The following is a 22511-nucleotide window of genomic DNA, read 5'->3' as shown; positions in this document are numbered from 1 at the left end:
GGGTGAACCACACTTCCCGTTCGGATCGGACGATGTACTTGGTTTAAGGTTAACGGTTCGGTGCAAAAATTCTCGGGTTTACGCCACTAATACGGCGAGCCTTTACCTTGAACCTTAACTCAAATGTTGTAAGGGAGCTGGACGTGCTCTCGGGGTACCAGCGGATGCAGGAGCCACGAGGATTTCGCAGCCTCCACGCCGAATCTGTGACTCTCCCCCATGAACCGATCAGAGGATCCCCTAGCCACTTTTGAAGCCATCCACACGACATCTCGCAAAGCTCTCGCAGGTTCTGCTGGAAACCTGGGGCGGAGTACCAACCAGCAGTTATCCGAGGAGCTGGCTGCCGAAATCGCGGGCACGGCATGAGCTTCGTGAGGCAGGTCGATGCCTAGGGCGCGAAAGCTTTAGCGGTCACGGTGGGCGGATATTGGTAATGGATTCAACAGATATTCGCCAACAGCGCAGCAAGGCTTAGATACTGGAAGCAGAATACCTCCCACAGCACGCTGCCCTCGATAAACAGCTTCGGGAAACCGTTGCCGTGGATTTCGCGTTGGGTTCTCCAGCTGACCGCACCAAGCATGTGAAGGAATCATGAGCGATACACATCCATTAACCATCGAACAGCTTGAGCATGCTTTGTCCTCGGTCGCACAGCTCATCGAGGGAACTGAACCTGCGCAATTCTCGGCGCCCACCCCGTGCACCGAATGGACGGTGCGTGATTTGGTCGAGCATCTGGTGGGCATGAACCTCGTCTTCGCCGCACTTATGACCGGTCAGTCGCCACCGCAGCGCGGGACCGACGTACTGGGCGATGATCCGTTCGCCGCGTACCTCGATTCGTCTGCCCGGATGCTCGCCGCCTTCGAGCAGCCTGGAGCGCTTGAACGCAGCTTTCAGAGCCCATTGGGTTCAGCCACCGGCCAGGAGCGGTTGCAGATTCGAATGTATGACCTGCTCGCACACAGCTGGGATCTTGCCAAAGCCACCGGCCAGCAACTGGAGCCGTTAGAAGGCATGGCAGAACAAGCTTTGCAGTTCATTGAACTTCAGCTCGCAGACCAATCCAGAACCGGGCGCTTCGCTCCTGCCCAGGCCATCGCGGATGATGCGCCCGCGATCGAACGGCTCGTTGCATTCCTTGGCCGTCGCGTCGAAGAAATTCCAAACCCGTAGTTGGGAAACTGGTCGGCGCCAAAGGCTTGCAGCAGTTCAACTGCCGTGTTCGACTGGAACTCCACCGGGCAGAAGCCAGCAAAGAAGGACAGAGCCATGATCAAAGGAATACTTGCCAATTGCACGGTAACCGATCTGACACGTGCCGAACAGTGGTACACCAACTTGTTCGGGCGCGAACCGGATCACCGGCCCATGCCAGGCCTGCTGGAATGGCACCTTGGCAAAGGCTACGGCGTGCAAGTCTGGTCCGAACCTGACCGCGCCGGCAACTCAACCATTGTGCTCGATGAGACCGACCTCGATGCTGAGGCGGCCCGGCTGCTCGAGGTCGGAATCGCGCATCAGGGTCCGCAATTAGGCGGGGGTGCGCATATCCTGCAGCTGGCGGACCCCGACGGAAATCGCATCGTTCTCGCCGGAGCCCTGGTTATCCCGCTGCCCTGAACTCTGTGGCAGAGCGTCTTCGCAGCATAAAGAAAAATTCCGCGGCTCCTCTTTGAGGAACCGCGGAATCTTCGGTTTATGCACCCATCATGATTAGTGGGCGTCTGGCTGCAATGACAGCTCATCAAACGGGCGATCGCCAGCGAGCACTGCACGGGCCTGATCCATATCGATCTCCTTGGTCCACTTGCCGATCAGCAAGGTGGCCACGGCGTTACCGGTGAAGTTGGTCAGTGCACGTGCCTCGGACATGAACTTGTCGATGCCCACGATCACGCCCATGCCGTCAAGCAGTTCAGGTCGGTGCGACTGCAGTCCGGCTGCCAGTGTGGCCAGCCCGGCACCGGTTACCCCGGCGGCACCCTTCGAAGCGATGATCATGAAGACCAGCAGGCCGATCTGCTCGCCGAGGTTCATCGGCATGCCCATCGCGGTCGAGACGAACAGTGCAGCCATGGTCAGGTAGATGGCGGTACCGTCAAGGTTGAAGGAGTAACCGGTAGGTACGGTGATGCCGACAACTGGCTTGGAAACACCTACGTGTTCCATCTTGGCGATCAGGCGTGGCAGGGCCGACTCGGAAGAGCTGGTGGAGAAGATCAGCAGGTATTCGCGGGCCAGGTACTTCAGCAGTGCGAAGATGTTCAGCCCGGTCACCATGCGCAGCATGGTTCCGAGGATGACCACAATGAATACTGCACAGGTTGCGTAGAAGGCACCCATGAGGATCGCCATCGAGCCGATTGCAGCCCAACCGGTAGCACCAACCACGGCGGCGATAGCGCCGAATGCGCCAATCGGCGCGACCCACATGATCATCATCATCAGGCGGAAGACCACTGCCTGGACGTTCTTGATCGCATTGAGCACCGGCTCGCCGGACTTGCCCATGGACTGCAAGGCGAAGCCAACCAGCAGTGCAAGCACCAAGGTAGGAAGCACCGGAATATCGCCCGGGATCATTTCAAGCAGGAATGCAATGGTGGAGTTCTCCCCGCCAGCGGAGCCCGACTCGTATGGTTCAAGCTTCAGACCGGCGCCGGGGTGGATGATGTTTCCGACCATCAAGCCGATGGCCAGCGCAAAGGTGGACATGGTGATGAAGTACAGCAAGGCCAGACCGCCCACCTTGCCCACTGTCGCAGCCTTGGCGATCGACCCAACACCGAGCGCGATGGTGCAGAAGATCACCGGGGCGATGAGCATCTTGATCAGCGCGACGAATCCGGTTCCCAGGGGCTTGAGCGCCTTGCCCACCTCGGGGGCCATGAGCCCTACTGCAGCACCGAGGACCACGGCCGCGATCACCATGATGTACAGCCAGTGGGTACGGTCTTTTTTCTTGACCGGCGTCTGCGACGACGGGTCCTGCGGTACTTGCTCTGTGACAGCCATGGAGATTCCAGCCTTAATTTGCCAAGGAGCCAGCTCAACGTCATTATCGGGCTGGCGCGTAAAATCGTTCTTGTCCCATCGTGCGCGCCAAAGTGATCCGCATCTCTATTGCGTTCATATTGTTCACACAGCAGAAACTTAAACTTCCCCGACGAAGGAGTCAGCCAGATGGTCAGCAACCCGCAGGAGGTTGCCGCAGCCAACGCGCCGGTCCCGTTGACCCGCGACGGCTGGTCCTTTGCCGCCCGAATATTCGCCGCGCAAATGCTGCTGGTCATTCTCGTGGTGGTGTGGCTGGGCATCGCGTCCTACCAGCAGCAGGCCCGAGTAGTCCTCGATGTACGCCAATCGACCGTGGCCACGGTGTCAACCACCTTGGCCAACGACCCGTTTGTGGTTGACGCCTTGCAGCAGCAGGATCCCAGCGCCGGTTTGCAGCCTTACACCCAAGACATCTTGACCCACGCGCCGACCATCGATTTCATCACGATCATGACGCCGAACCGGCTGCGCGTGACCCACCCGGATCCGGAACAGCTCGGCAAAACCTATTCCGGCTCCACCGCGCAAGCGCTGCAGGGCCAAATCTACTCGGAGCAGGCGGTGGGAACCCTAGGCCGATCGGTGCGCACCATCGCCCCGGTCTACGCGGAAGATGGCACCCTGGTCGGGATGGTCGCCACCGGCATCACGCTGGAGAGCCTGCAGGTGCTCTACCGCGAGGAGCTGCCGCAGATCTTGCTGGTCTCGCTCTTCGCCCTGCTTTTGGCCGGCTTCACCTCCTGGTCCTTCTCCCGGTACATCCAAAGCGCCACCCTCGGTTTCGGCCCGCACGGGCTGCGCCGGCTCTATGCCTTCTACTTCTCCGCCCTGCACTCGGTCCGCGAGGGACTGATCCTGCTTGACCGCAAACACCGCATCGTGCTCTACAACTCCGAGGCGGCCCGGCTGCTGCAGCTTCCGGCGCAGACCCCCGGGGACGGACTTGCATTGGCCGACGCCGGCTTGCCCGACACCCTGCGCGAGCTGATGGCCAGCGGCCGAGCCGCCCGCGATGAGATCCATCTGGGCCACGGCGCGGTGCTCGCCGTCTCGCAAAGCAACGCCCGGCTGACCGGCACCCAGCTGCCCGGCCGCTACCGCCTGCCCTTGCGCTGGCTGCGCGTGCAGCCGCCCACCGGGCAGGTGCTCACCTTGCGGGATCTGACCGAGGTGCAGGAGCTGACCGGCGAGGTGCAGTCCTTGAAGACCTTCTCCACCGCACTGCGCGCGCAAACCCACGAACATGCGAACCGCCTGCACACCATCGCCACGCTCATCGAGAATGGCAGTGCGGATAAGGCGCTGGCCTTCGCGGTGGATGACCGGCAGCATTCGCAGGCGCTCACCGACGCGATCGTGCGCAATATCGACGACGTCTACCTCTCCAGCCTGCTGGTGGCCAAGTCCGCTCAGGCCCACGAACGCGGGGTCACGCTGAGCATCAGCGCCGAAGGCGTGGTGCGTCCGGATACCTTCCACGCCACGGACATCGTGACCATCGTGGGAAACCTGCTGGACAATGCGCTGGACGTTTCGGTGGGCACGGAGGAAGCCACCGTCTGGGTGGAGGTGAACGCGCATGCCGACGAGGTCATCATCGCGGTGGCCGATTCCGGCCCGGGCATCGAACCGGAATTCTTGGAGAACCTGCTGCGCTTCGGGGTGAGCACCAAGCAGGGCAGCGCACCGCGCGGGCTCGGCCTGGCGCTCGTCCAGCAGGCGGTGGCGCGGCTTCATGGAACAATGACCATAGACAACGACGCCGGGGCGATCTTCACCGTCACCCTGCCGGTACAACCTCAGGAGGAGCACGCGTGAGCCACACCGAGCCGACCGCCGAATTCCTCGTACTGGTGGTCGACGACGAACCGGAAACCGCACGTGCCCACGCCGCCTATGTGGACCGGGTGCCGGGTTTCCGCACCGGAGCCATCGCTGCCAACGGGCACGGCGCCCTGCAGTTGCTGGCCGAGGCGCATGCCTCCGGCACCCCCTATGATCTGGTCCTGCTGGATATGACACTGCCCGACCTGCACGGCATCGATGTGGCCCGGCGCATGCGCGGACGCGGCTACACGCTGGACATCATCGCGATCACCGCGGTACGCGACCTGGCGGTGGTGCGTTCGGCCGTGGCCACCGGCATCACCCAGTACCTGATCAAGCCCTTCAGCTTCGCGGTGTTCGCCGAAAAACTAGAAAACCACCGGGCCTTTATCGCCACGATGCGCTCCACCGGCTCTTCCACCTCGCAGGTAGCCATCGATACCGCGTTCTCCGCGTTGCGCACCACCAGCGCCTCGGTATCCCTGCCCAAGGGGCTGATCAGCCAGACCCTGGAGCAGGTGCAGACGCATTTGGCCACCAGTCCCGCCCGCGCCTTCTCGGCCACCGAGCTCGGCGAGGAACTGGGGCTCTCTCGGGTGACGGCCCGCCGCTATTTGGAGCATCTGGCGATGGCCAGGTCCGCGGTCAAGCAGCCACGGCACGGCACGCGCGGGCGCCCGGAGTTCGAATACCGGCACAATTCGAATTAGCTGGGTCCGCGGCGGCCTGAAGTTTTCGGAGGCTTCCGTGCCGGCGTAAGGCACATGGGTTGAATTGATATGCGCATCATCTCAATGGGGCTTTTTAAAGTATTTCTGTTACCTAGCTCTCAGGACTAAGTTAGCGAGGTAACACTCGCCGAGCCCCTCAGGATCACCCTTGTCACAAGATGTGCACGTAAGCGTGGGCGATGCCCAGCGCACCGCACCCACCGAACCGACGACCGCCCCGCCGAGCCGCAAGCTGCTGCCCCTGCTTGCTGGCCCGCTCGTCGGATTCCTTCTTTTCCTAGCCCTGCCCGATTCGCTGTCTTTCCAAGGACAAGCTGTCGCCGGCTGCGCTGCCTGGATGGCGATCTGGTGGATCACCGAAGCTGCACCGATCCCGGTGACTTCGCTGCTTCCGCTGGTGCTCTTCCCGCTGTTCGGGATGGACACCATGACAAATGTGGCCGCGCCTTATGCAAACCCAGTGGTCTTCCTCGTCATGGGCGGCGTGATCCTGGGGCTCGCCACCGAACGCAGCAACCTGCACCGACGCATCGCGCTGCTGACCATCTACGCGGTAGGCACCCGTCCGGATCAGATCGTCTTCGGCTTGATGCTCGCTTCCGCCTTCATCTCCGCCTGGGTTTCGAACACCGCTACCGCGGTGATCATGGTGCCCATCGGCGTCTCGATCCTGCAGCTGGTGCGCAATATCGATCCGAAGGCGGTGGACGCGAAATTCTCCGCATCGATGATGCTGGGCATCGCCTACGGGGTGACCATCGGTTCCATGGCAACGCTGATCGGCCAACCGCCGATGGCTCTCATGGCCGCCTACCTGGATGCCGAGCTGAACTACGAGATGCAGTTCGGCAAGTGGATGCTTGTCGGCGTTCCGATGGCGGGCGTCATGCTTGCGGTTGCCTGGCTGGTACTGACCAAGCTGGTTTTCCGCACCGGACTGAAGCAGATCCCCGGCGGCAAGGACCTGATCCGCGCCGAACTGGCAAAACTTGGCGCCTTGTCCACCTCCGAACGACGCGTCGCGGCGATCTTCCTGGTCGCTATTTTCTGCTGGGTCGCACTGCCCTTCATCGCCAAGATCCCGGCGATTGCCGGGTCGATGCCGTTCCTCGGCGAGATCTCCGATACCCAGGTGGCGATGGGCGCCGCGATCGCCTGCTTCCTGGTACCTGCAGGAAAGTCCGAGGGGCCGTTGCTCAAGTGGGAGTCGGCCCGCGATATCCCCTGGGGTCTGCTGCTTTTGTTCGGCGGCGGGCTTTCCCTGTCGGCGATGTTCACCTCCACCGGCCTGTCGAAGTGGATCGGCGATCAGGTTGGAGCCTTGGGCGATCTGCCACCGATCCTCGTGTTGCTCATCGCGGCCCTGGTTGGCTTGGGGCTGACGGAGCTGACCAGCAATACCGCCACCGCCGCGGCCTTCTTCCCGATCATGGGTGCGGTAGCCGTGGGCGTCGGGGTGGATCCGCTGCTGATGATCATCGTGATGACTCTGGCGGTCTGCTCGGCCTACATGCTCCCGGTGGCTACCCCCTCGAACGCCGTGGCCTTCGGTTCCGGGGAAGTATCCATCAAGCAGATGGTGCGCGCCGGCGTCTGGCTGAACGTGATCTCGATGGTGCTCATCGTCGGCACGATCTACACCTTGCTGCCATGGGTCTTTGGCGTGAGCCTCTAGTCTCTGCACTGCAAAAGGCCTGTCCCCCACAGACTGGGGGTCAGGCCTTTTCGCGTTAACCGCCCGGTGCTCGCCGCTTAGGCTTGCGGGCGCAGGAACCGGGCCAAGTCATCGAGCACCGTGGTGTCTTCGATGGTCGAGGGCACGGTGTATTCCTTGCCGTCGGCGATCTGCCGCATGGTTTTGCGCAGGATCTTTCCCGAACGGGTTTTGGGCAGCCCTGCGACGACGGTGACCTCGCGGAAGTCGGCGACCGGGCCGATATGCTGGCGCACCAGCGCGATGATCTCTTTTTTCAGTGTCGCCTCATCGGTGTCCACACCGGATTTGAGCACCACGTAGCCGCTGGCCCGCTGGCCTTTGAGCGCGTCGCTGATGCCGATCACCGCACATTCGGCAACCGCCGGGTGGCTGGCCAGCACCTGCTCCATCGCTCCGGTGGACAACCGGTGCCCAGACACGTTGATCACGTCATCGGTGCGGCCCATGACAAACAGGTACCCGTCCTCGTCGATGAAACCCGAGTCGCCGGTCAGATAGAAGCCCTCGATCTGGCTCAGGTAGGTGTCGATGAACCGCTGGTCGTTGCCCCAGAGCGTGCTCAGCGCGCCAGGCGGCAGCGGCAGCTTGATCACGATGTTCCCCTCGGATCCGGCGGGCACCTGATCGCCCAGCGCGTCGCGGATTTCCACGTTGAATCCGGGAACCGGGGTGGTCGGACTGCCTGCCTTGGCCCTCAGCTCCTCCAACCCCAGCGGGTTCGAGGCGATCGGCCAGCCGGTCTCGGTCTGCCACCAGTTATCCACCACCGGGATTCCCAACAGGTCCACCGCGAAGTGGTAGGTGTCCGGATCCAGCCGCTCGCCGGCGACAAAGAGGGCACGCAGCGTGGACAGGTCATGGGAGGCGATCATGGCTCCGGAAGGATCCGCCTTGCGCACCGCCCGCAAAGCCGTCGGTGCGGTGAACATCGTGGTGACCTTGTGGTCCTCGATGATGCGGCCGAACACGCCCGCATCCGGGGTACCGATCGGCTTGCCCTCGTAAAGCACCGAGGTGGCTCCGGCGATCAATGGCGCATACACGATATAGGAGTGCCCCACCACCCAGCCCACATCCGATGCGGTGAACATGACATCATCCGGGTGCACATCGTAGATTGCATTCATGGAGTACTGCAGCGCCGTGGCGTAGCCCCCGGTATCGCGCACCACGCCCTTCGGCGCACCGGTGGTCCCGGAGGTGTACAGCACGTACAGCGGATGCGTGGAGGGAACCGACACCGGCCCGGCCGGCTGTGCGAGCTTGGCCAGTTCATCCCAATCAAGCCATTCGGCTGCCGCATCGCTCTGGTATTCGCCTAGTCCGTGCATAAAACCTTCACGATGGGCGACGATGACATCGCGCACCGACGCCTCGGCGAGCGCCAGCGCTTCGGCCACGGCCGGCAAGTATTCAATATGCCGCGAGGGCTCGATGCCGCCGGAGGCGGTGATGATCGCGACCGGGGCGCAGTCGTTGATGCGTGCAGCCAGTTCCTTGGGCGCAAATCCGCCGAAGACTACCGAATGCACCGCACCGAGTCGTGCGCAGGCGAGCATGGAGATGACCGCCTGCGGAATCATCGGCAGGTAGATCAGTACGCGGTCCCCGGTTTGCACACCCCGGGATTTGAGCACGCCGGCGAAGATCTCCACCTCGCGCAGCAGTTCGCTGTAGCTGTACTTGGTCTTCGACCCCAGCATCGCCGAGTCGTAGATCAGCGCGGTGGCCTCTCCGCGCCCGGCGGCCACATGTCGATCCAGGGCATTGGCTGAGAGGTTCAGCGAGCCATCCGGAAACCAGTTGTACAGCGGCGCCTTGGAGTCGTCGATGGCTTGGGTAGGCTGCTGATCCCACTGCACATCCTGTGCGGCGGTGAGCCAGAACGCGGCCGGATCGGTGGCGGCCTGTTCAAAGGCCTGACGGTATTCCTGTGCCATGTTTCCCTCCTGGAGCCGGGCGGACACCCGGCGGCTGTGCGGTTGCTACGTTTCCAAGCGTATGAGTGCAGTCACATGATCGCAAGAGTTATGTATACATTTCTCGTTAAATAACGAAAGATATTTGGGGATACTGTCGCTTTTTTGCCATCCGTGTATACAATTGAACCATGAAAGCAAGCGACAAGGTCTACGAGAGCCTACGCCGGGACATCGTCGAATGGCGGCTGTCTCCGGGCATGGTTCTCACCGAGGTGGAGCAGTCGGCCAGACTCGGAGTCTCCCGCACCCCGGTGCGTGAAGCGCTGGCCCGCTTGGTCGCCGACGGGCTGGCAGTGCAGCAGCGCGGGCGCGGCGCGATCGTCTCGGAAGTTTCCGAAACCCACGTGGAAGACCTGTTCGTCCTGCGCCGGGCGCTGGAATGCGAAAGCGCGCGGCTCGCTGCAGGCTCCAGCCATAGCGACGCATTCACTGCGCTGGCCCAGCGCTTCGAAACGTCCGCCAAGGCGCTGCATGTTGGCACCCCGACCGAGGGGTACTACGAACTGGTCGGCGAACTCGACGAAATGATCGACGACGCGGCAAATAACGCCTACTTATCCCACGCGCTGCGCACCCTGCGCGTCCACCTGCAACGGGTACGCCGGCTCGCCAAGGACAATCCCGAAAGGCTCGAGCAATCAGCCGGGGAACATGCGGCGATCGCCCGGGCCATCGCCAGCGGCAAACCAGAGGTCGCCGCGGCGGCCACCACCGTGCACCTGCACCAATCGTTTGAACACATCATGACCCACGCGGTCGCATCTGAAAGGACATCATGATCAATCATCCAGTTCGCGTTTACCGCTCCGAGGAAAACCTTGCCCGCGAGGATCAGCTCGCCCACAAGATCGCTGCCGTGGCGGTCGACCCGGTAGAGGTCACCGCCGAGGTCACCGACATGATCATCAACCGCATCATCGACAACGCCTCGGTGGCCATCGCGTCGCTGAACCGTGGTCCGATCATCGCCGCTCGCACCCAGGCGCTGGCGCACGCGCCATCCACCGGCGGCCAAGGCGCTAATGTCTTCGGCATCACCGAGAAGGTCTCCCCCGAATGGGCGGCCTGGGCCAACGGCGTGGCCGTGCGCGAGCTGGACTACCATGACACCTTCCTGGCCGCGGAGTACTCCCACCCGGGCGATAACATCCCGCCGATCCTCGCCGTCGCGCAGCACACCGGAGCTTCGGGCAGGGACCTGATCCGCGGCATCGCCACCGGCTACGAGATCCAGGTCGACCTGGTCAAAGCGATCTGCCTGCACAAGCACAAGATCGACCACGTAGCCCACTTGGGCCCGTCGGCCTCCGCCGGCATCGGCACCCTGCTCGGCTTGGACCTCGAAACGATCTTCCAGGCCGTCGGCCAGGGCCTGCACACCACCACCGCTACCCGCCAGTCGCGCAAGGGCGAGATCTCCACCTGGAAGGCCCATGCTCCGGCCTTCGCCGGCAAGATGGCCGTCGAAGCAGCGGACCGCGCGATGCGCGGGCAGACTTCCCCGGTCCCAATCTACGAAGGCGAAGACGGCGTGATCGCCTGGATGCTCGATGGCAAGGACGCCGCCTACGAGGTGCCGTTGCCCGAGGCCGGCGAGGCCAAGCGCGCGATCATGGACACCTACACCAAGGAGCACTCGGCCGAGTACCAGGCGCAGGCCTGGATCGACCTGGCCCGCAAGCTGCACGGCGAACACCCGGAGGCCACCGATCCGAAGAACGTTAAGTCGGTGCTGATCAAGACCAGCCACCACACCCACTACGTGATCGGCTCCGGCGCCAACGACCCGCAGAAGTACGATCCGACCGCATCCCGCGAAACCCTGGACCACTCAATCCCGTACATCTTCACCGTCGCACTGCAGGACGGATCATGGCACCACGTGGATTCATACTCCCCGGAACGTGCCGGACGCGCGGATACCGTCGAACTGTGGCACAAGGTCACCACCGAAGAAGATGCCGAATGGACCCGCCGCTACCACTCGCTGGATATCGCGGAGAAGGCCTTCGGCGGCAGCGTTGAAATCACGCTGAACGACGGCACCGTCATCACCGACCAGATCGCAGTGGCCGATGCGCACCCGCTGGGCGCTCGCCCCTTCGCCCGCGAACAGTACGTCAACAAGTTCCGCACCTTGGCTGCCGGTCTGGTCGACGAGCAGGAGATCGACCGCTTCATCGCGGCCGCCGAAAACCTGGAAAACCTTGGCGCCGGGGAGCTGGGCCAGCTGAATATCGTCGCCGCGGCCGGAGTGATCGACCAGTCCAACGCACCGAAGGGCCTGTTCTAATATGCTGTATTCAACACTCACGCCCGCCGCGAAACGGGCGGCGCTGCGCGAAATGCTCACCCCGGGTGCCGCCCGCCAGTTCCCCGGTGCATTCAATCCGCTCTCGGCCAAGCTGATCGGCGAGAAGAACTTCGACGGTGTCTACATCTCCGGCGCGGTGCTCGCCAACGACCTGGGCCTGCCGGACATCGGACTGACCTCGCTGACCGAGGTCGCCACCCGCGCCGGGCAGATCGCCCGCATGACGGACCTGCCAGCGATCGTGGATGCGGATACCGGATTCGGCGAGCCGATGAACGTGGCCCGCAGCATCCAGGAACTGGAATACGCCGGTCTGGCTGGCTGCCACATCGAGGACCAGTTCAACCCGAAGCGCTGCGGCCACCTGGATGGCAAGAACGTGGTAGACACCGACACCATGCTCAAGCGCATCGCCGCCGCCGCGGACGCACGCATCGATCAGAACTTCCTGATCATGGCGCGCACCGACATCCGCGCGGTCGAGGGATTGGACTCGGCAATCGACCGCGCCAAGGCGATGGTCGATGCCGGGGCCGACGCGATCTTCCCCGAGGCGATGAAGAATGTTGCCGAATTCGAGGCGGTCTGCAACGCGGTCGACGTGCCGGTGCTGGCGAATATGACCGAGTTCGGCAAATCCGAGCTGTTCAACCGCCAGGAGCTGGCCGACGCCGGTGTCGCGCTGATCATCTACCCGGTGACCTTGCTGCGCAGCGCCATGGGCGCCGCCGAGCGTGTCCTGGACGCAATCATCGAAGATGGGACTCAGGAGCGCGAAGTGGATAGCATGTTAACTAGGTCACGCCTCTACGAGCTTGTCGACTACGAGGCGTACAACCGGTTCGACACCGGGATCTTCAATTTCCAAGTCCCCACCTTGGACATCGATACCAACAATTCGAACCTCTAACACGGGAATCCATCAACGAAGAGGATGCACTCATGACCACCACCGAGGAAATCAAGAAGGGCCTAGCAGGGGTCGTCGTGGACTACACGGCCGTCTCCAAGGTCAACCCGGACACCAACTCGCTGCTCTACCGCGGCTATCCGGTGCAGGATCTCGCGGCGAACAAGTCCTTCGAAGAGGTCGCGTTATTGCTTTGGACCGGCGAGCTGCCAAGCGAGTCTGAGCTGACCGAGTTCTGCGCCTTCGAGCGGGCTAATCGTGCGCTCGATCCACGCGTGAAGGCCGCCATCGACCTGCTGCCAACCGACTGCCATCCGATGGATGTCGGGCGCACCGCGGTCTCGGTGATCGGCGCAAACCACATCGAGGCGGAGAACTCCTCCCCCGAGGCCGAACTGCGCAAGGCGAAGGAGCTGTTCGCCGCCTTCCCGGCGGTCGTCGCCTACGATCAGCGCCGCCGCCGCGGCCAGGAAGCGGTGCCTCCGCGCGAGGACCTGGACTACTCGGCGAACTTCTTGTGGATGACCTTCGGCGAGGAAGCCGCTCCGGCGGTCGTCGACGCGTTCCGCGTGTCCATGGTGCTCTACGCGGAGCATTCCTTCAATGCCTCAACCTTCACCGCACGAGTGATCACCTCGACGCTCGCGGATCTGCACTCCGCGGTCACCGGTGCCATCGGCGCCTTGAAGGGCCCGCTGCACGGCGGCGCCAACGAGGCTGTCATGCACACCTTCGATGAGATCGGGATCGACAAGAACGAATCGCGCGAGGATGCTGCGGCTCGGGCGAAGGCGTGGATGGAGGAAGCCCTTGCCGCGAAGAAGAAGGTTATGGGCTTCGGCCACCGCGTCTACAAGCATGGCGACTCGCGCGTGCCGACGATGAAGGCCGCGCTGGATAAGATGATCGAGCACTACGATCGCGCTGAAATTCTCGGCCTGTACGACGGCCTGGAATCCGCGATGGACGAGGCGAAGGCGATCAAGCCGAACCTCGACTATCCGGCGGGGCCGACCTATCACCTGATGGGCTTCGATACCGAAATGTTCACGCCGATCTTCATCGCGGCGCGCATCACCGGCTGGACCGCGCACATCTTCGAACAGCGCGCCTCCAACGCCCTGATCCGCCCGCTGTCCGCGTACAACGGCCCGGAGCAGCGCGCCCTGTAGCACCTAGGGCAGCTACGGCTCATGCGGCGGGGTCGGACCTAGGGTCCGACCCCGCTCTTGCGTTTCCCGGCAAATCGGCCTATTGTTTTTCGATAGGTATACATCGTTAAGCGACAATTGGAGAGCGTCACATGGGTAAATCGAGTACTTTGGCGTTGAGAATCGTGCTGGCGCTGGTATTCCTCGGCTCACTCTTCATCCAATGCTTCATGATCCCCTTGGCGGCCATGGAACTGGCCGACCGTCCAGCCGAATTCGCCTACCTTCGCATGTCGTTGTTCAGCTACGCGGCTCTGGCCCTGCTCGTCGTCCAGATCTGCAGCGTCTGCGTCTGGAAACTGGTAGCCCGAGTGCGACGCGGTACGGTCTTCAGCCACGCATCCTTCAAATTCGTCAACATCATCATCACCGCAATTGCCTCCGGAGCAGTGCTGACGTTCATACTTGGTGCGATCATGGCACCCGGCGAGGCGGTTGCTCCCGGAGTTGTGCTTCTGGTTGGCGGGTTCGGTATCTTGCTAGCGGGCATCGCCCTGATCGTCTTGGTGCTGCGCCATCTGCTGTCGCAGGCTGCGGCCACCGAGGCCCAAGCGGCCCAATTACGCACCGAGTTGGGCGGGGTGATTTAGTGGCCATCCGCGTGGATATTGACGTAATGCTTGCCCGGCGCAAAATGGCGGTCGGCGAACTGGCCGAGCGGATCGGCATTACCCCAGCCAACCTTGCGGTCTTGAAGAACGGCCGCGCCAAGGCGGTGCGTTTCAGCACCCTGGAAGCATTGTGCCAGGTCCTGGATTGCCAGCCGGGTGACCTGTTGATCTTCGAGCCGGACAACCACGAACCCTTCGAATCCGAAGCTCCGCGCCCCCAAGCCACGATTCCATCGGACTCGTCGAAAATTGGCTAGTCCCAGGGCTCGAAATCAATTGATTGCACAGCCAAATTATCCTCCGCCAAAGTGATCTTCGCGGTGAAACGGACTCCTGCGGCCAAGGGCGGGAGCCACAGCGGGGAATCCTCCCACATCTGGCTCGCCGGAAGCTCCTCGATCGGAAACCACAACGGTTCTAATTCCTCGCTCGCCGTGGGAATTCCGCTGGCCCTTCGCGTGGTGAAAACCGCGCAGTCCATGTCTGCGCGCGGGTTCGCCGGAAAAGTGAAGGTCACCCGGGCGGCCTTTTCCAGGTCGGCCAAGTGAACCCGGATCCCGGTCTCTTCGAGGAACTCCCGCACCGCGGCCTGGGGTGCAGACTCCCCTGGGTCGATCTTTCCGCCCGGCAACACGATGTTTCCCTGGCCAAAGCCGCGCAGCTTTCGTCCCAGCAGCAATTCGGTGCCCCGGGCGCCGTCGCGCAGCAGCGCAAGAAGCGCGACGGGTTGAGGCGGGGTGAGCTTCACTATTGCCTCTGCGCTGCTAGTTCACGCGCGGGTGGGCGAAGAGGTACGCCTCCCGCAGCGAATCGACGGTGACCTTCGTGTAGATCTGCGTTGTGGTCACCGAGGCATGACCGAGCAGCTCCTGCACCACGCGCACATCCGCACCGCCTTCCAAGAGGTGGGTGGCGAAAGAGTGGCGCAGCGTGTGCGGGGAAACATCGCCCTGGATTCCGGCGCGTTCGGCGGCCTTGGACAGGATCAGCCACCCCGACTGGCGCGAGAGCCGGCCTCCGCGCTGATTCAAGAACAACGCGGGAGTGCCCTTGCCTTTGGCCGCCAGCCCCGGACGGGCGCGAACCAGATACTCGCTCACCGCACGCTGTGCGAACCCGCCGACCGGAACGACGCGCTCCTTCGAGCCCTTGCCGAACAACCGCACCACCGCGTCCTCGGCAAAATGCAGGTCATCGACGTCCAGGGCGACGACCTCGGAGATGCGCGCCCCGGTGGAGTACAAAAATTCGAGAATCGCCCGATCGCGCAACCCCGCGGGGGTGTCGAGGGCGATCGAGTCGAGGATCTGGGTGACGGAGGAAATGCTGATCGCTTTGGGCAGCGACTGCCCGACGGCCGGAGGCTGCACCTCGCGGGCCGGATTCGGGGAGCAGATTTCCTCCAGCTCCCAATATTTGTGCAGCTGCCGGATGGCCACCGTATGCCGGGCTACCGAGCGCGCCCCCAGCGCCTGGTATGCGTCATCGCCGCGCGCCAGCTGTTGCAGGTAGCCGCTGACCTCATTCTCGGTGATATGCGCCGGATCGGTAATGCCGCGCGCTTCCAACGCCTCTTGGTACCGGGTCAGATCCCGCCGGTAGGACTCCAGCGTATTCTTCGCCAGGCCACGTTCGATGGCCAGATGCTGCAAATAGCGGCGTAGCGCCGAAACGAACTTCGAGGTATGGGGACTTGGCCCCGTGGCGTGCTCGGTTGGGCTCATCGCTACGATGAGGCTTTGCTGCGCAGCCCCGGGTGCGCCTCGAAAGCGCTATTCGCCTCGCGCAGGGAAGCATAACCGGTGGCTCGGGCCGCGTGCGCTGCCAGCAGGCCAACTACCGCCGAGGGATTATGGATCTCGCCGGCGAGCACGGCGGCAACAGCTTCATCCAATGGCACCCAGCGGGTGATGATTTCTGCTTCCTCTTCGGTCCGCGCGTGGCGCTGGTCTTCTGGTACCAGCTGCACATCGCGCGCCAAGAAGATGCGCAACGCCTCTGAGGAGGAACCTGGCGAAAGGAACACGTCGGTGAGCACCGACCAGGTCGCGGCGGTGCGATCCGCCTCTTCCCAGAGCTCGCGCTTGGCCCCGTCCAACGGCGGCTCACCGGCCACATCGAGCAGACCGGCAGGGAGTTCCCACAGCCGCATGCCTACTGGGTGACGGTATTGATTAACGAGAAGGACCCGTTCGCGTTCATCGAGGGCGAGAATCGACACGGCACCTGGGTGCACGATGTAGTCTCGCTCGATGCGGGTTCCATCATCCGAAAGCTGCACCGTATCGTGGACGACATTCCAGATGCGTCCTTCGTAAACGGTTTCACTTGCGATGAGCTCTCGTGGAGAAAGTTCATCGGCTATCGGTTGTGGTTCCACGCGAACGGGCCCTTCTGTAGGTATTACCTTGCTGGTACTACCTTAGACGGTTTAGAACCGGGTTTTGCTTAGGCTTTGCGCTTCGCCAGCGCCGCGGCGACCAGACCTGCAAACAGCGGGTGCGGACGGGTTGGGCGGCTGGACAGTTCCGGGTGAGCCTGCGTGGAGACGTAGTACGGATGGACGTCCTTTGGCAGTTCCACGAACTCGACAAGCTGGCCATCCGGTGAGGTACCGGAGAAGACCAGGCCTGCTTCTTCGAGCTGCGCGCGGTAGGCGTTGTTGACCTCGTAGCGGTGACGGTGTCGCTCAGCGACCTCGGTCTTGCCATAGGTTTCGGCCAGGACCGAGCCGGCGACGAGCTTTGCGTCATACAGTCCCAGACGCATGGTGCCACCAAGATCGCCCTTTCCGTCAACGATGCTCAGCTGCTCTTCCATGGTCGCGATGACCGGGGTGGAAGATTCTGGATCGAATTCGGTCGAGGAAGCCTCTGGCAAGTCGGCCATATTGCGGGCGTATTCGATCACCATCGACTGCAGCCCCAGGCAGAGACCCAAGGTTGGAATCTGGTTTTCGCGAGCGAAGCGCAACGCTCCGAGTTTGCCTTCGAGACCGCGAATGCCGAATCCACCTGGGACACAGATCGCTTCGACGCCCTCAAGCGACTTGCGTGCCCCGGCTTCGGTGGCGCAGTCATCCGACGGTACCCAACGAATATTGACCTTGGCTTCGTTGGCGAAACCGCCGGCCTTCAGCGCCTCGGTCACCGACAGGTAGGCGTCTGGCAGATCGATGTACTTGCCCACCAGTGCGATGGTCAGTTCATGCTTCGGGTTGTGCACCACGTCCAGCAGGCGGTCCCAGCCCTCCCAGTCCACGTCGCGGAATTTCAGCTCCAAGGTCTGCACGATGTAGGCGTCCAGGCCCTGAGAGTGCAGGATCTTTGGAACTTCGTAGATGCTTGGCGCATCGGCGCAGCTAATGACCGCTTCGGTTTCCACGTCGCAGGTACGGCCGAGCTTGGCGCGCATCTCGTCAGGAATTTCGCGGTCCGAGCGGATCACCAGTGCGTCAGGCTGAATACCGATGGAGCGCAGGGCCGCCACCGAATGCTGAGTTGGCTTGGTCTTCAGCTCGTGGCTTGGACCGATGTATGGAACGAGGGAGACATGCACGAAGAAGGCGTTCTTCCGGCCGATGTCCTGACGGACCTGGCGGGCCGCTTCAAGGAATGGCTGGGATTCGATATCGCCGACGGTGCCGCCGATTTCGGTGATGATCACGTCCGGGGCGGACTTGCCGGCACCGGGATCGGTGGCGGCCAAACGCATACGGCGCTTGATCTCATCGGTGATATGCGGGATGACCTGAACGGTGTCGCCCAGATATTCGCCGCGACGTTCGCGTTCCAGAACGGTTGAGTAAACCTGACCGGTGGTCACATTCGCACTGCCTGGAAGGTTTTCATCCAGGAAACGCTCATAGTGTCCGATGTCCAGGTCGGTTTCTGCGCCATCGTCGGTAACGAAGACTTCACCATGCTGGAAGGGGTTCATTGTACCTGGATCGACGTTCAGGTACGGATCGAGCTTCTGCATGGTCACTGAGAGACCACGAGCTCGAAGTAGATGTCCAAGGCTGGATGCCGTCAATCCCTTACCCAGGGAGGAGGCCACACCGCCGGTGACGAAGATATGCTTTGTCGTTTCAGACGACCGAGAATCACGAGTTAAATTACGCTGCACCACGGGATTTCATCCTATCACCATTGCTCGATTACGCGAATACCGACCATCCACTTTGCAACTCTACGACACGCAACCGCGATGCCAAAGTTCGTCTCCGCAAACTAGCGTGCGCTCTTCGTCACCAGGGAGTTGACCATCTTGCGAGCGTCGGCGAGCAGCTCTTCGGCGTGCGCCTGCGCGGTGTCAGAATCCTCCTGACCTGCCAACATGCGTGCTAGTTCGCGCACGCGCTCAGGATCGTCCAAGGTGATTACATCACTGGCGGTGAAGCCTGCACCGGCCGCAGACTTTCCATTTGAGGTCTTGATCACCCGGATATGCCGATCGGCATAAGCGGCGACCTGAGGCAGGTGTGTGACGACAATGACCTGCACGTGACGGGCGAGCATGGCCAACCTCTCACCGATGCTCACCGCTGCTTTACCGCCAACGCCCGAGTCGACCTCATCGAAGATAAAGGTTGGCACCGGGTCCACCGCTGCGAGCACCACCTCAATGGCAAGCATGACGCGCGAGAGCTCACCGCCGCTGGCTCCCTTGCCCAGCGGCCGCGGCGAGGCGCCGGCGTGCGGAGCAAGCAGCATTTCAATCTGATCCTGGCCGTAGGCGCCAAGCTCAGGCAGGTCGTTGATCTCTACAAAAAGTTTCGCATCTGGCATGGCCAACGCAGTCAATTCTTCGCTAACCCGCTTGGAGAGCTTTGCAGCAGCCTTGCGGCGGGACTCGGAGAGTTCGGTGGCCAACGACGCCGCCTTGTGCTCCAGCTCGACCACGGTGCTTTCGAGCTCCTCGATGCGGGTGTCATCAGAACCGAGCTGTTCCAGTCGCTGCCGGGATTCATCGGCCCAGGCAAGCACCTCGTCGATGCTCGGTGCGTACTTGCGCAGCAGCTTATTGAGTTCCGCACGACGGGATTCGATCTGCGCCAGACGCTCCGGCCCCTCTTCGTCGAGGTCCGAGACATAGCTTGCCATGTCGCTTGAGAGCTCGGAGGCGAGAATGCCCAATTCAGCCGCGCGATCGGCAAATGCTGCCAATGCTGGATCATCGCCACTTGATTGCGCGAGTACGCCGCGAGCGGATTCCGCCAGAGTGGTAATTCCAGGTGTCTCAAAATCTTCGCTGTCTACGATCCCGCGGGCTTGCAGGCTGGCGTTTCGCAACGATTCGACATTGCCCAACTTCATTGCGGTTTCGCGCAATTGCTCGTCTTCGCCCGGCAGCGGCTCCAACGAATCGATCTCGTCGAGTGCCAGACGCAGATTTTCGGCTTCACGCACGCGATCTCGCGAATCCTGCTTCAGAGCCGCGAGCTCCTTGCTTGACGCTCGCCACTGACGATAGGTGCGTTGATAGTTGCCTAGCGTGCGGGCCAGACTCGCCCCAGCGAAGCGATCCAGTGCGTCGCGCTGCGCGCTGGCTTCCTTCAAACGGATCTGATCTGACTGCCCATGCACCGCGACAAGCTCTTGACCCAATTCGGCCAGCAAACCCACCGGGGCACTTCGACCACCGACGGTCGCCTTGGAGCGCCCTTGAGCGGACAGCGATCGAGTGAGGATCAGTTCACTCTTTTCCCCCACCTCGTCCACGAATGCACCGGCGTGAGTGGCAGCTTCAAGCACATGGCTATCGGGCTCCAAGTACACGACGGCTTCGGCCAGCGCATGCTTGGCACCATTTCGCACGGCACCGGCATCGGCCCGCCGCCCGAGCAATAGTGACAAGGCGGTGATGACCATGGTCTTACCCGCGCCTGTTTCACCAGTGACTACTGTCAACCCCGGTCCCAGTGGCAGAGTTGCCTTAGTGATCACACCAAGGTTGGAGATCGAAATTTCCTGAATCATCGCTCGCTCCCGGTCGTTCTAGTTCATGCGTTCCAGTTCTCGTCCTAATAGTACTTGCTCGATCGTAAGTTTGTTCGAATATCGTTGCTTTGGATCGTGTTTTCTACTGTTTAGTTTCGTCACGCGCCACCAAGGGGATCCCCGGTTCATCCTTGTGGTGCGGCTCGATGCTCTGAAAACCCGGGCCGATCACCGGTAGCGCGGTGGTCGCCGGACGACGATCGTCCTCGTCGGCCGGTCCACGCCAACCCTGGATGGGCAATTCGAACTTCTTAACCAGGCGTTCGGAGAACGGAGTGGTATTTAGCCGCGCCAGGCGTACGGGCATATCGCTGCGGGTGACCTCGATGCGCGCGCCCGGAGGCAGGTCGATGGTACGACGCCCATCGCACCACAGCACCGCTCCGGCTTCTGACCGGGTTAACGTTTCCACGGCCATTACCGAGTCTGGCGAGACCACGAGCGGTTTGGCGAACAGTGCATGGGCACTAATCGGGACCATGATCAGCGCGGCAACCTCTGGCCAAACTACCGGACCTCCGGCCGAGAAGGCATAGGCGGTGGATCCAGTAGGGGTAGCCATTACGACGCCATCGCAACCAAAGGTGGAGATCGGTCGACCGTCCACCTCGATCACCACTTCGATCATGCGTTCGCGGTTGGCTTTTTCGACGGCCGCTTCGTTCAGTGCCCAGGTTTCGGCCAGGCAGACATTATCCAGCCATACCTTGACCTCGATGGTCATCCGCTCTTCGACCGAATACGCTCCGGAGACGAGAGCGTCTACCGTGCTCACCAGTTCGGATCGTTCGGCTTCGGCAAGGAAACCGACATGCCCTAGATTCACTCCGACCAATGGCAACGGAGCCTGGCGGACTAGTTCTGCAGCGCGCAGCACCGATCCGTCGCCGCCAAGGACCACGCCCAGGTCGACCTCGTCCATGGTGCAGTCTTGGTCCAGTATCTCAATGTGAGCCTGCATCCCGGGGCTGGCAGCCAGTACCGCTTCGTGATCCTTCCGGCGCATTACCGGCTTCACCCCTGCCGCGTCGAGCAAACCACAGGTTTCGATGGCCGCGGCGATCGCTTCTTGGCGACCGGTGTGGGTGAAAACTAGAATGCGGCGCAAGGCAGGCTGCCCCTCTCGGGTTCGAGGTATGCGCTTGGCGCTGAGTTTGTCACCGCACAAGCAAGTCACTTCTAAGAGTAGTCAACCGCTTCCAACATTTCGGTTTCACTGACCGATTGTTGATTACCAGTTCGTACTTTTCCGAGCCAGAGGAAGAATTCAACGTTGCCGTCTTGTCCTGGCAGTGGGCTACGGGATAATCCGCAAAGCTCCAGTCCAGCGTCCTGAGCGGATTTCACGACACCTTCAATGGAACTGCGGCGTAGCTCAGGTGATGAAACTACACCCGTGCGGTTCAAATGTTCTCGGCCAACTTCGAACTGCGGTTTGACCATCAGCACTAAGGATCCACTCCTGCGTGTCGCTCCCGCTAGGGCATCAATCACCACGCGCAATGAGATAAAGGATAAGTCGGCTACTACAAGGTCGACTTCTCCCCCGATATCCTCGGGTTTCAGGTAACGAACGTTGAGCCCTTCAAAGACCGAAACGCGCTGGTCTTGGCGGATCTCATCTACGAGTTGGCCATGGCCAACATCGGCTGCCACCACATGTTTAGCCCCGCGGCGCAACAACACGTCTGTGAATCCGCCGGTCGAGGCCCCGGCATCGAGGCAGCGCAAATCCGAGGGATCGACAGATGTAAACACATCTAGTGCCCCAGCAAGCTTGTGCCCAGCCCGAGACACGTATTCTTCGCCGATACTTGGCAGGACTTCGAGCCGGGACTCGGTCGAAATTTTCTTGGCAGCCTTGGTGATGCATACTCCATCGAGCAACACCCGGTGCGCGTCAATGAGTTTAGCGGCTTCGGTGCGCGAACGGGCCAGAGACCGAGTCACAAGTTCCTGATCAAGTCGGCTCATCCGTGGCGCTCCGTGGAATTGAGTTCTGCTTGAAGGGTGTCGAGCAACTGTTCATAAACTGCGGCGTGCTCGATCACGTCCTGCTGTGCCAGCGAGGACAACGTTGCGTCCACCTGCTGGTCGTCCATGTGGACTACCGGTTTAGGTGTTTGCATATTCACGTCAT

21 protein-coding genes are annotated in these 22511 nt (G+C 61.9%); 11 read left to right on the top strand and 10 right to left on the bottom strand.

Annotated features, from left to right (window positions below; translation table 11 throughout):
- The first annotated feature begins 597 nt into the window (after positions 1–597).
- Both LG294_RS05580 and LG294_RS05575 read left to right on the top strand, forming a co-directional pair.
- Complete coding sequence (locus LG294_RS05580) at positions 598–1182, top strand: TIGR03086 family metal-binding protein (protein WP_404290307.1); 585 nt, start codon at positions 598–600, stop codon at positions 1180–1182.
- Between the two features lie 96 nt (positions 1183–1278).
- Positions 1279–1629, top strand: coding sequence for a VOC family protein (locus LG294_RS05575; RefSeq protein ID WP_404290305.1), 351 nt, complete (start codon positions 1279–1281; stop codon positions 1627–1629).
- A 93-nt stretch (positions 1630–1722) separates the two neighbouring features.
- Here the strand turns inward: LG294_RS05575 and LG294_RS05570 are convergent, their stop codons facing one another.
- Complete coding sequence (locus tag LG294_RS05570; RefSeq protein ID WP_404290303.1) at positions 1723–3024, bottom strand: cation:dicarboxylate symporter family transporter; 1302 nt, start codon at positions 3022–3024, stop codon at positions 1723–1725.
- Positions 3025–3192: 168 nt separating this feature from the next.
- On the opposite strand from LG294_RS05570, the gene LG294_RS05565 reads away from it, so the two are divergent.
- The 3 genes from LG294_RS05565 to LG294_RS05555 all read left to right on the top strand — a co-directional run bounded on the left by LG294_RS05565 (position 3193) and on the right by LG294_RS05555 (position 7299).
- Positions 3193–4884 (top strand): ATP-binding protein, encoded by a 1692-nt coding sequence (locus LG294_RS05565; RefSeq protein WP_404290301.1) that lies wholly within the window; start codon positions 3193–3195, stop codon positions 4882–4884.
- Positions 4881–5603 (top strand): response regulator, encoded by a 723-nt coding sequence (locus LG294_RS05560; RefSeq protein WP_404290299.1) that lies wholly within the window; start codon positions 4881–4883, stop codon positions 5601–5603. The genes LG294_RS05565 and LG294_RS05560 overlap by 4 nt, the downstream gene beginning before the upstream one ends.
- Positions 5604–5772: 169 nt before the next feature.
- Positions 5773–7299 carry an SLC13 family permease gene (locus LG294_RS05555; RefSeq protein ID WP_404290297.1) on the top strand — a complete coding sequence of 509 codons (1527 nt, stop codon included), beginning with the start codon at positions 5773–5775 and terminating at the stop codon, positions 7297–7299.
- 77 nt (positions 7300–7376) lie between these two features.
- On the opposite strand, the gene LG294_RS05550 is transcribed toward LG294_RS05555, so the two are convergent.
- Positions 7377–9281 (bottom strand): AMP-binding protein, encoded by a 1905-nt coding sequence (locus tag LG294_RS05550; protein WP_404290295.1) that lies wholly within the window; start codon positions 9279–9281, stop codon positions 7377–7379.
- Positions 9282–9451: 170 nt separating this feature from the next.
- Between LG294_RS05550 and LG294_RS05545 the strand changes: the two genes are divergently transcribed.
- The 6 genes from LG294_RS05545 to LG294_RS05520 all read left to right on the top strand — a co-directional run bounded on the left by LG294_RS05545 (position 9452) and on the right by LG294_RS05520 (position 14626).
- Positions 9452–10102 (top strand): GntR family transcriptional regulator, encoded by a 651-nt coding sequence (locus tag LG294_RS05545; protein WP_404290293.1) that lies wholly within the window; start codon positions 9452–9454, stop codon positions 10100–10102.
- Positions 10099–11616 carry an MmgE/PrpD family protein gene (locus LG294_RS05540; protein ID WP_404290291.1) on the top strand — a complete coding sequence of 506 codons (1518 nt, stop codon included), beginning with the start codon at positions 10099–10101 and terminating at the stop codon, positions 11614–11616. The genes LG294_RS05545 and LG294_RS05540 overlap by 4 nt, the downstream gene beginning before the upstream one ends.
- Before the next feature lies 1 nt (position 11617).
- A complete protein-coding gene (gene prpB, locus LG294_RS05535; RefSeq protein WP_404290289.1) occupies positions 11618–12547 on the top strand; it encodes a methylisocitrate lyase in 930 nt (309 codons plus the stop codon).
- A gap of 32 nt (positions 12548–12579) precedes the next feature.
- Positions 12580–13719 (top strand): bifunctional 2-methylcitrate synthase/citrate synthase, encoded by a 1140-nt coding sequence (locus tag LG294_RS05530; protein ID WP_404290287.1) that lies wholly within the window; start codon positions 12580–12582, stop codon positions 13717–13719.
- 131 nt (positions 13720–13850) lie between these two features.
- Entirely contained in the window at positions 13851–14348 is a 498-nt protein-coding gene (locus tag LG294_RS05525; RefSeq protein ID WP_404290286.1) for a DUF2975 domain-containing protein, read from the top strand.
- Positions 14348–14626: a helix-turn-helix domain-containing protein gene (locus LG294_RS05520; RefSeq protein ID WP_404290284.1), complete on the top strand. Its 279-nt coding sequence runs from the start codon at positions 14348–14350 to the stop codon at positions 14624–14626. Before LG294_RS05525 ends, LG294_RS05520 begins: the two co-directional genes overlap by 1 nt.
- Here LG294_RS05520 and LG294_RS05515 read toward each other — a convergent pair.
- From LG294_RS05515 to LG294_RS05480, 8 genes are all read right to left on the bottom strand, one after another.
- Complete coding sequence (locus tag LG294_RS05515; RefSeq protein ID WP_404290282.1) at positions 14623–15117, bottom strand: 8-oxo-dGTP diphosphatase; 495 nt, start codon at positions 15115–15117, stop codon at positions 14623–14625. The genes LG294_RS05520 and LG294_RS05515 overlap by 4 nt on opposite strands.
- Positions 15118–15133: 16 nt before the next feature.
- Positions 15134–16093, bottom strand: a complete 960-nt coding sequence (gene xerD, locus LG294_RS05510) for a site-specific tyrosine recombinase XerD (RefSeq protein WP_404290281.1) — start codon at positions 16091–16093, stop codon at positions 15134–15136.
- 2 nt (positions 16094–16095) lie between these two features.
- Complete coding sequence (locus LG294_RS05505; RefSeq protein WP_404290279.1) at positions 16096–16749, bottom strand: NUDIX domain-containing protein; 654 nt, start codon at positions 16747–16749, stop codon at positions 16096–16098.
- 68 nt (positions 16750–16817) lie between these two features.
- Entirely contained in the window at positions 16818–18500 is a 1683-nt protein-coding gene (locus tag LG294_RS05500; RefSeq protein WP_404290277.1) for a CTP synthase, read from the bottom strand.
- Positions 18501–18601: 101 nt separating this feature from the next.
- Positions 18602–20350, bottom strand: coding sequence for a DNA repair protein RecN (recN, locus tag LG294_RS05495; RefSeq protein WP_404290275.1), 1749 nt, complete (start codon positions 20348–20350; stop codon positions 18602–18604).
- Positions 20351–20453: 103 nt separating this feature from the next.
- On the bottom strand, positions 20454–21479 hold the full coding sequence (locus LG294_RS05490) for an NAD kinase (RefSeq protein ID WP_404290274.1): 1026 nt from the start codon (positions 21477–21479) through the stop codon (positions 20454–20456).
- Positions 21480–21550: 71 nt separating this feature from the next.
- The gene (locus tag LG294_RS05485) at positions 21551–22345 is read right to left on the bottom strand and encodes a TlyA family RNA methyltransferase (RefSeq protein ID WP_404290272.1); all 795 of its coding nucleotides are present in this window, start codon (positions 22343–22345) and stop codon (positions 21551–21553) included.
- On the bottom strand, positions 22342–22506 hold the full coding sequence (locus tag LG294_RS05480) for a hypothetical protein (RefSeq protein ID WP_404290270.1): 165 nt from the start codon (positions 22504–22506) through the stop codon (positions 22342–22344). The genes LG294_RS05485 and LG294_RS05480 overlap by 4 nt, the downstream gene beginning before the upstream one ends.
- Between the last annotated feature and the right edge of the window lie 5 nt (positions 22507–22511).

The organism is Glutamicibacter arilaitensis, assembly GCF_044793945.1.
GTDB classification, from domain to species: Bacteria; Actinomycetota; Actinomycetes; order Actinomycetales; family Micrococcaceae; genus Glutamicibacter; species Glutamicibacter arilaitensis_B.
This window is presented reverse-complemented; position numbering and strand designations above follow the sequence as displayed.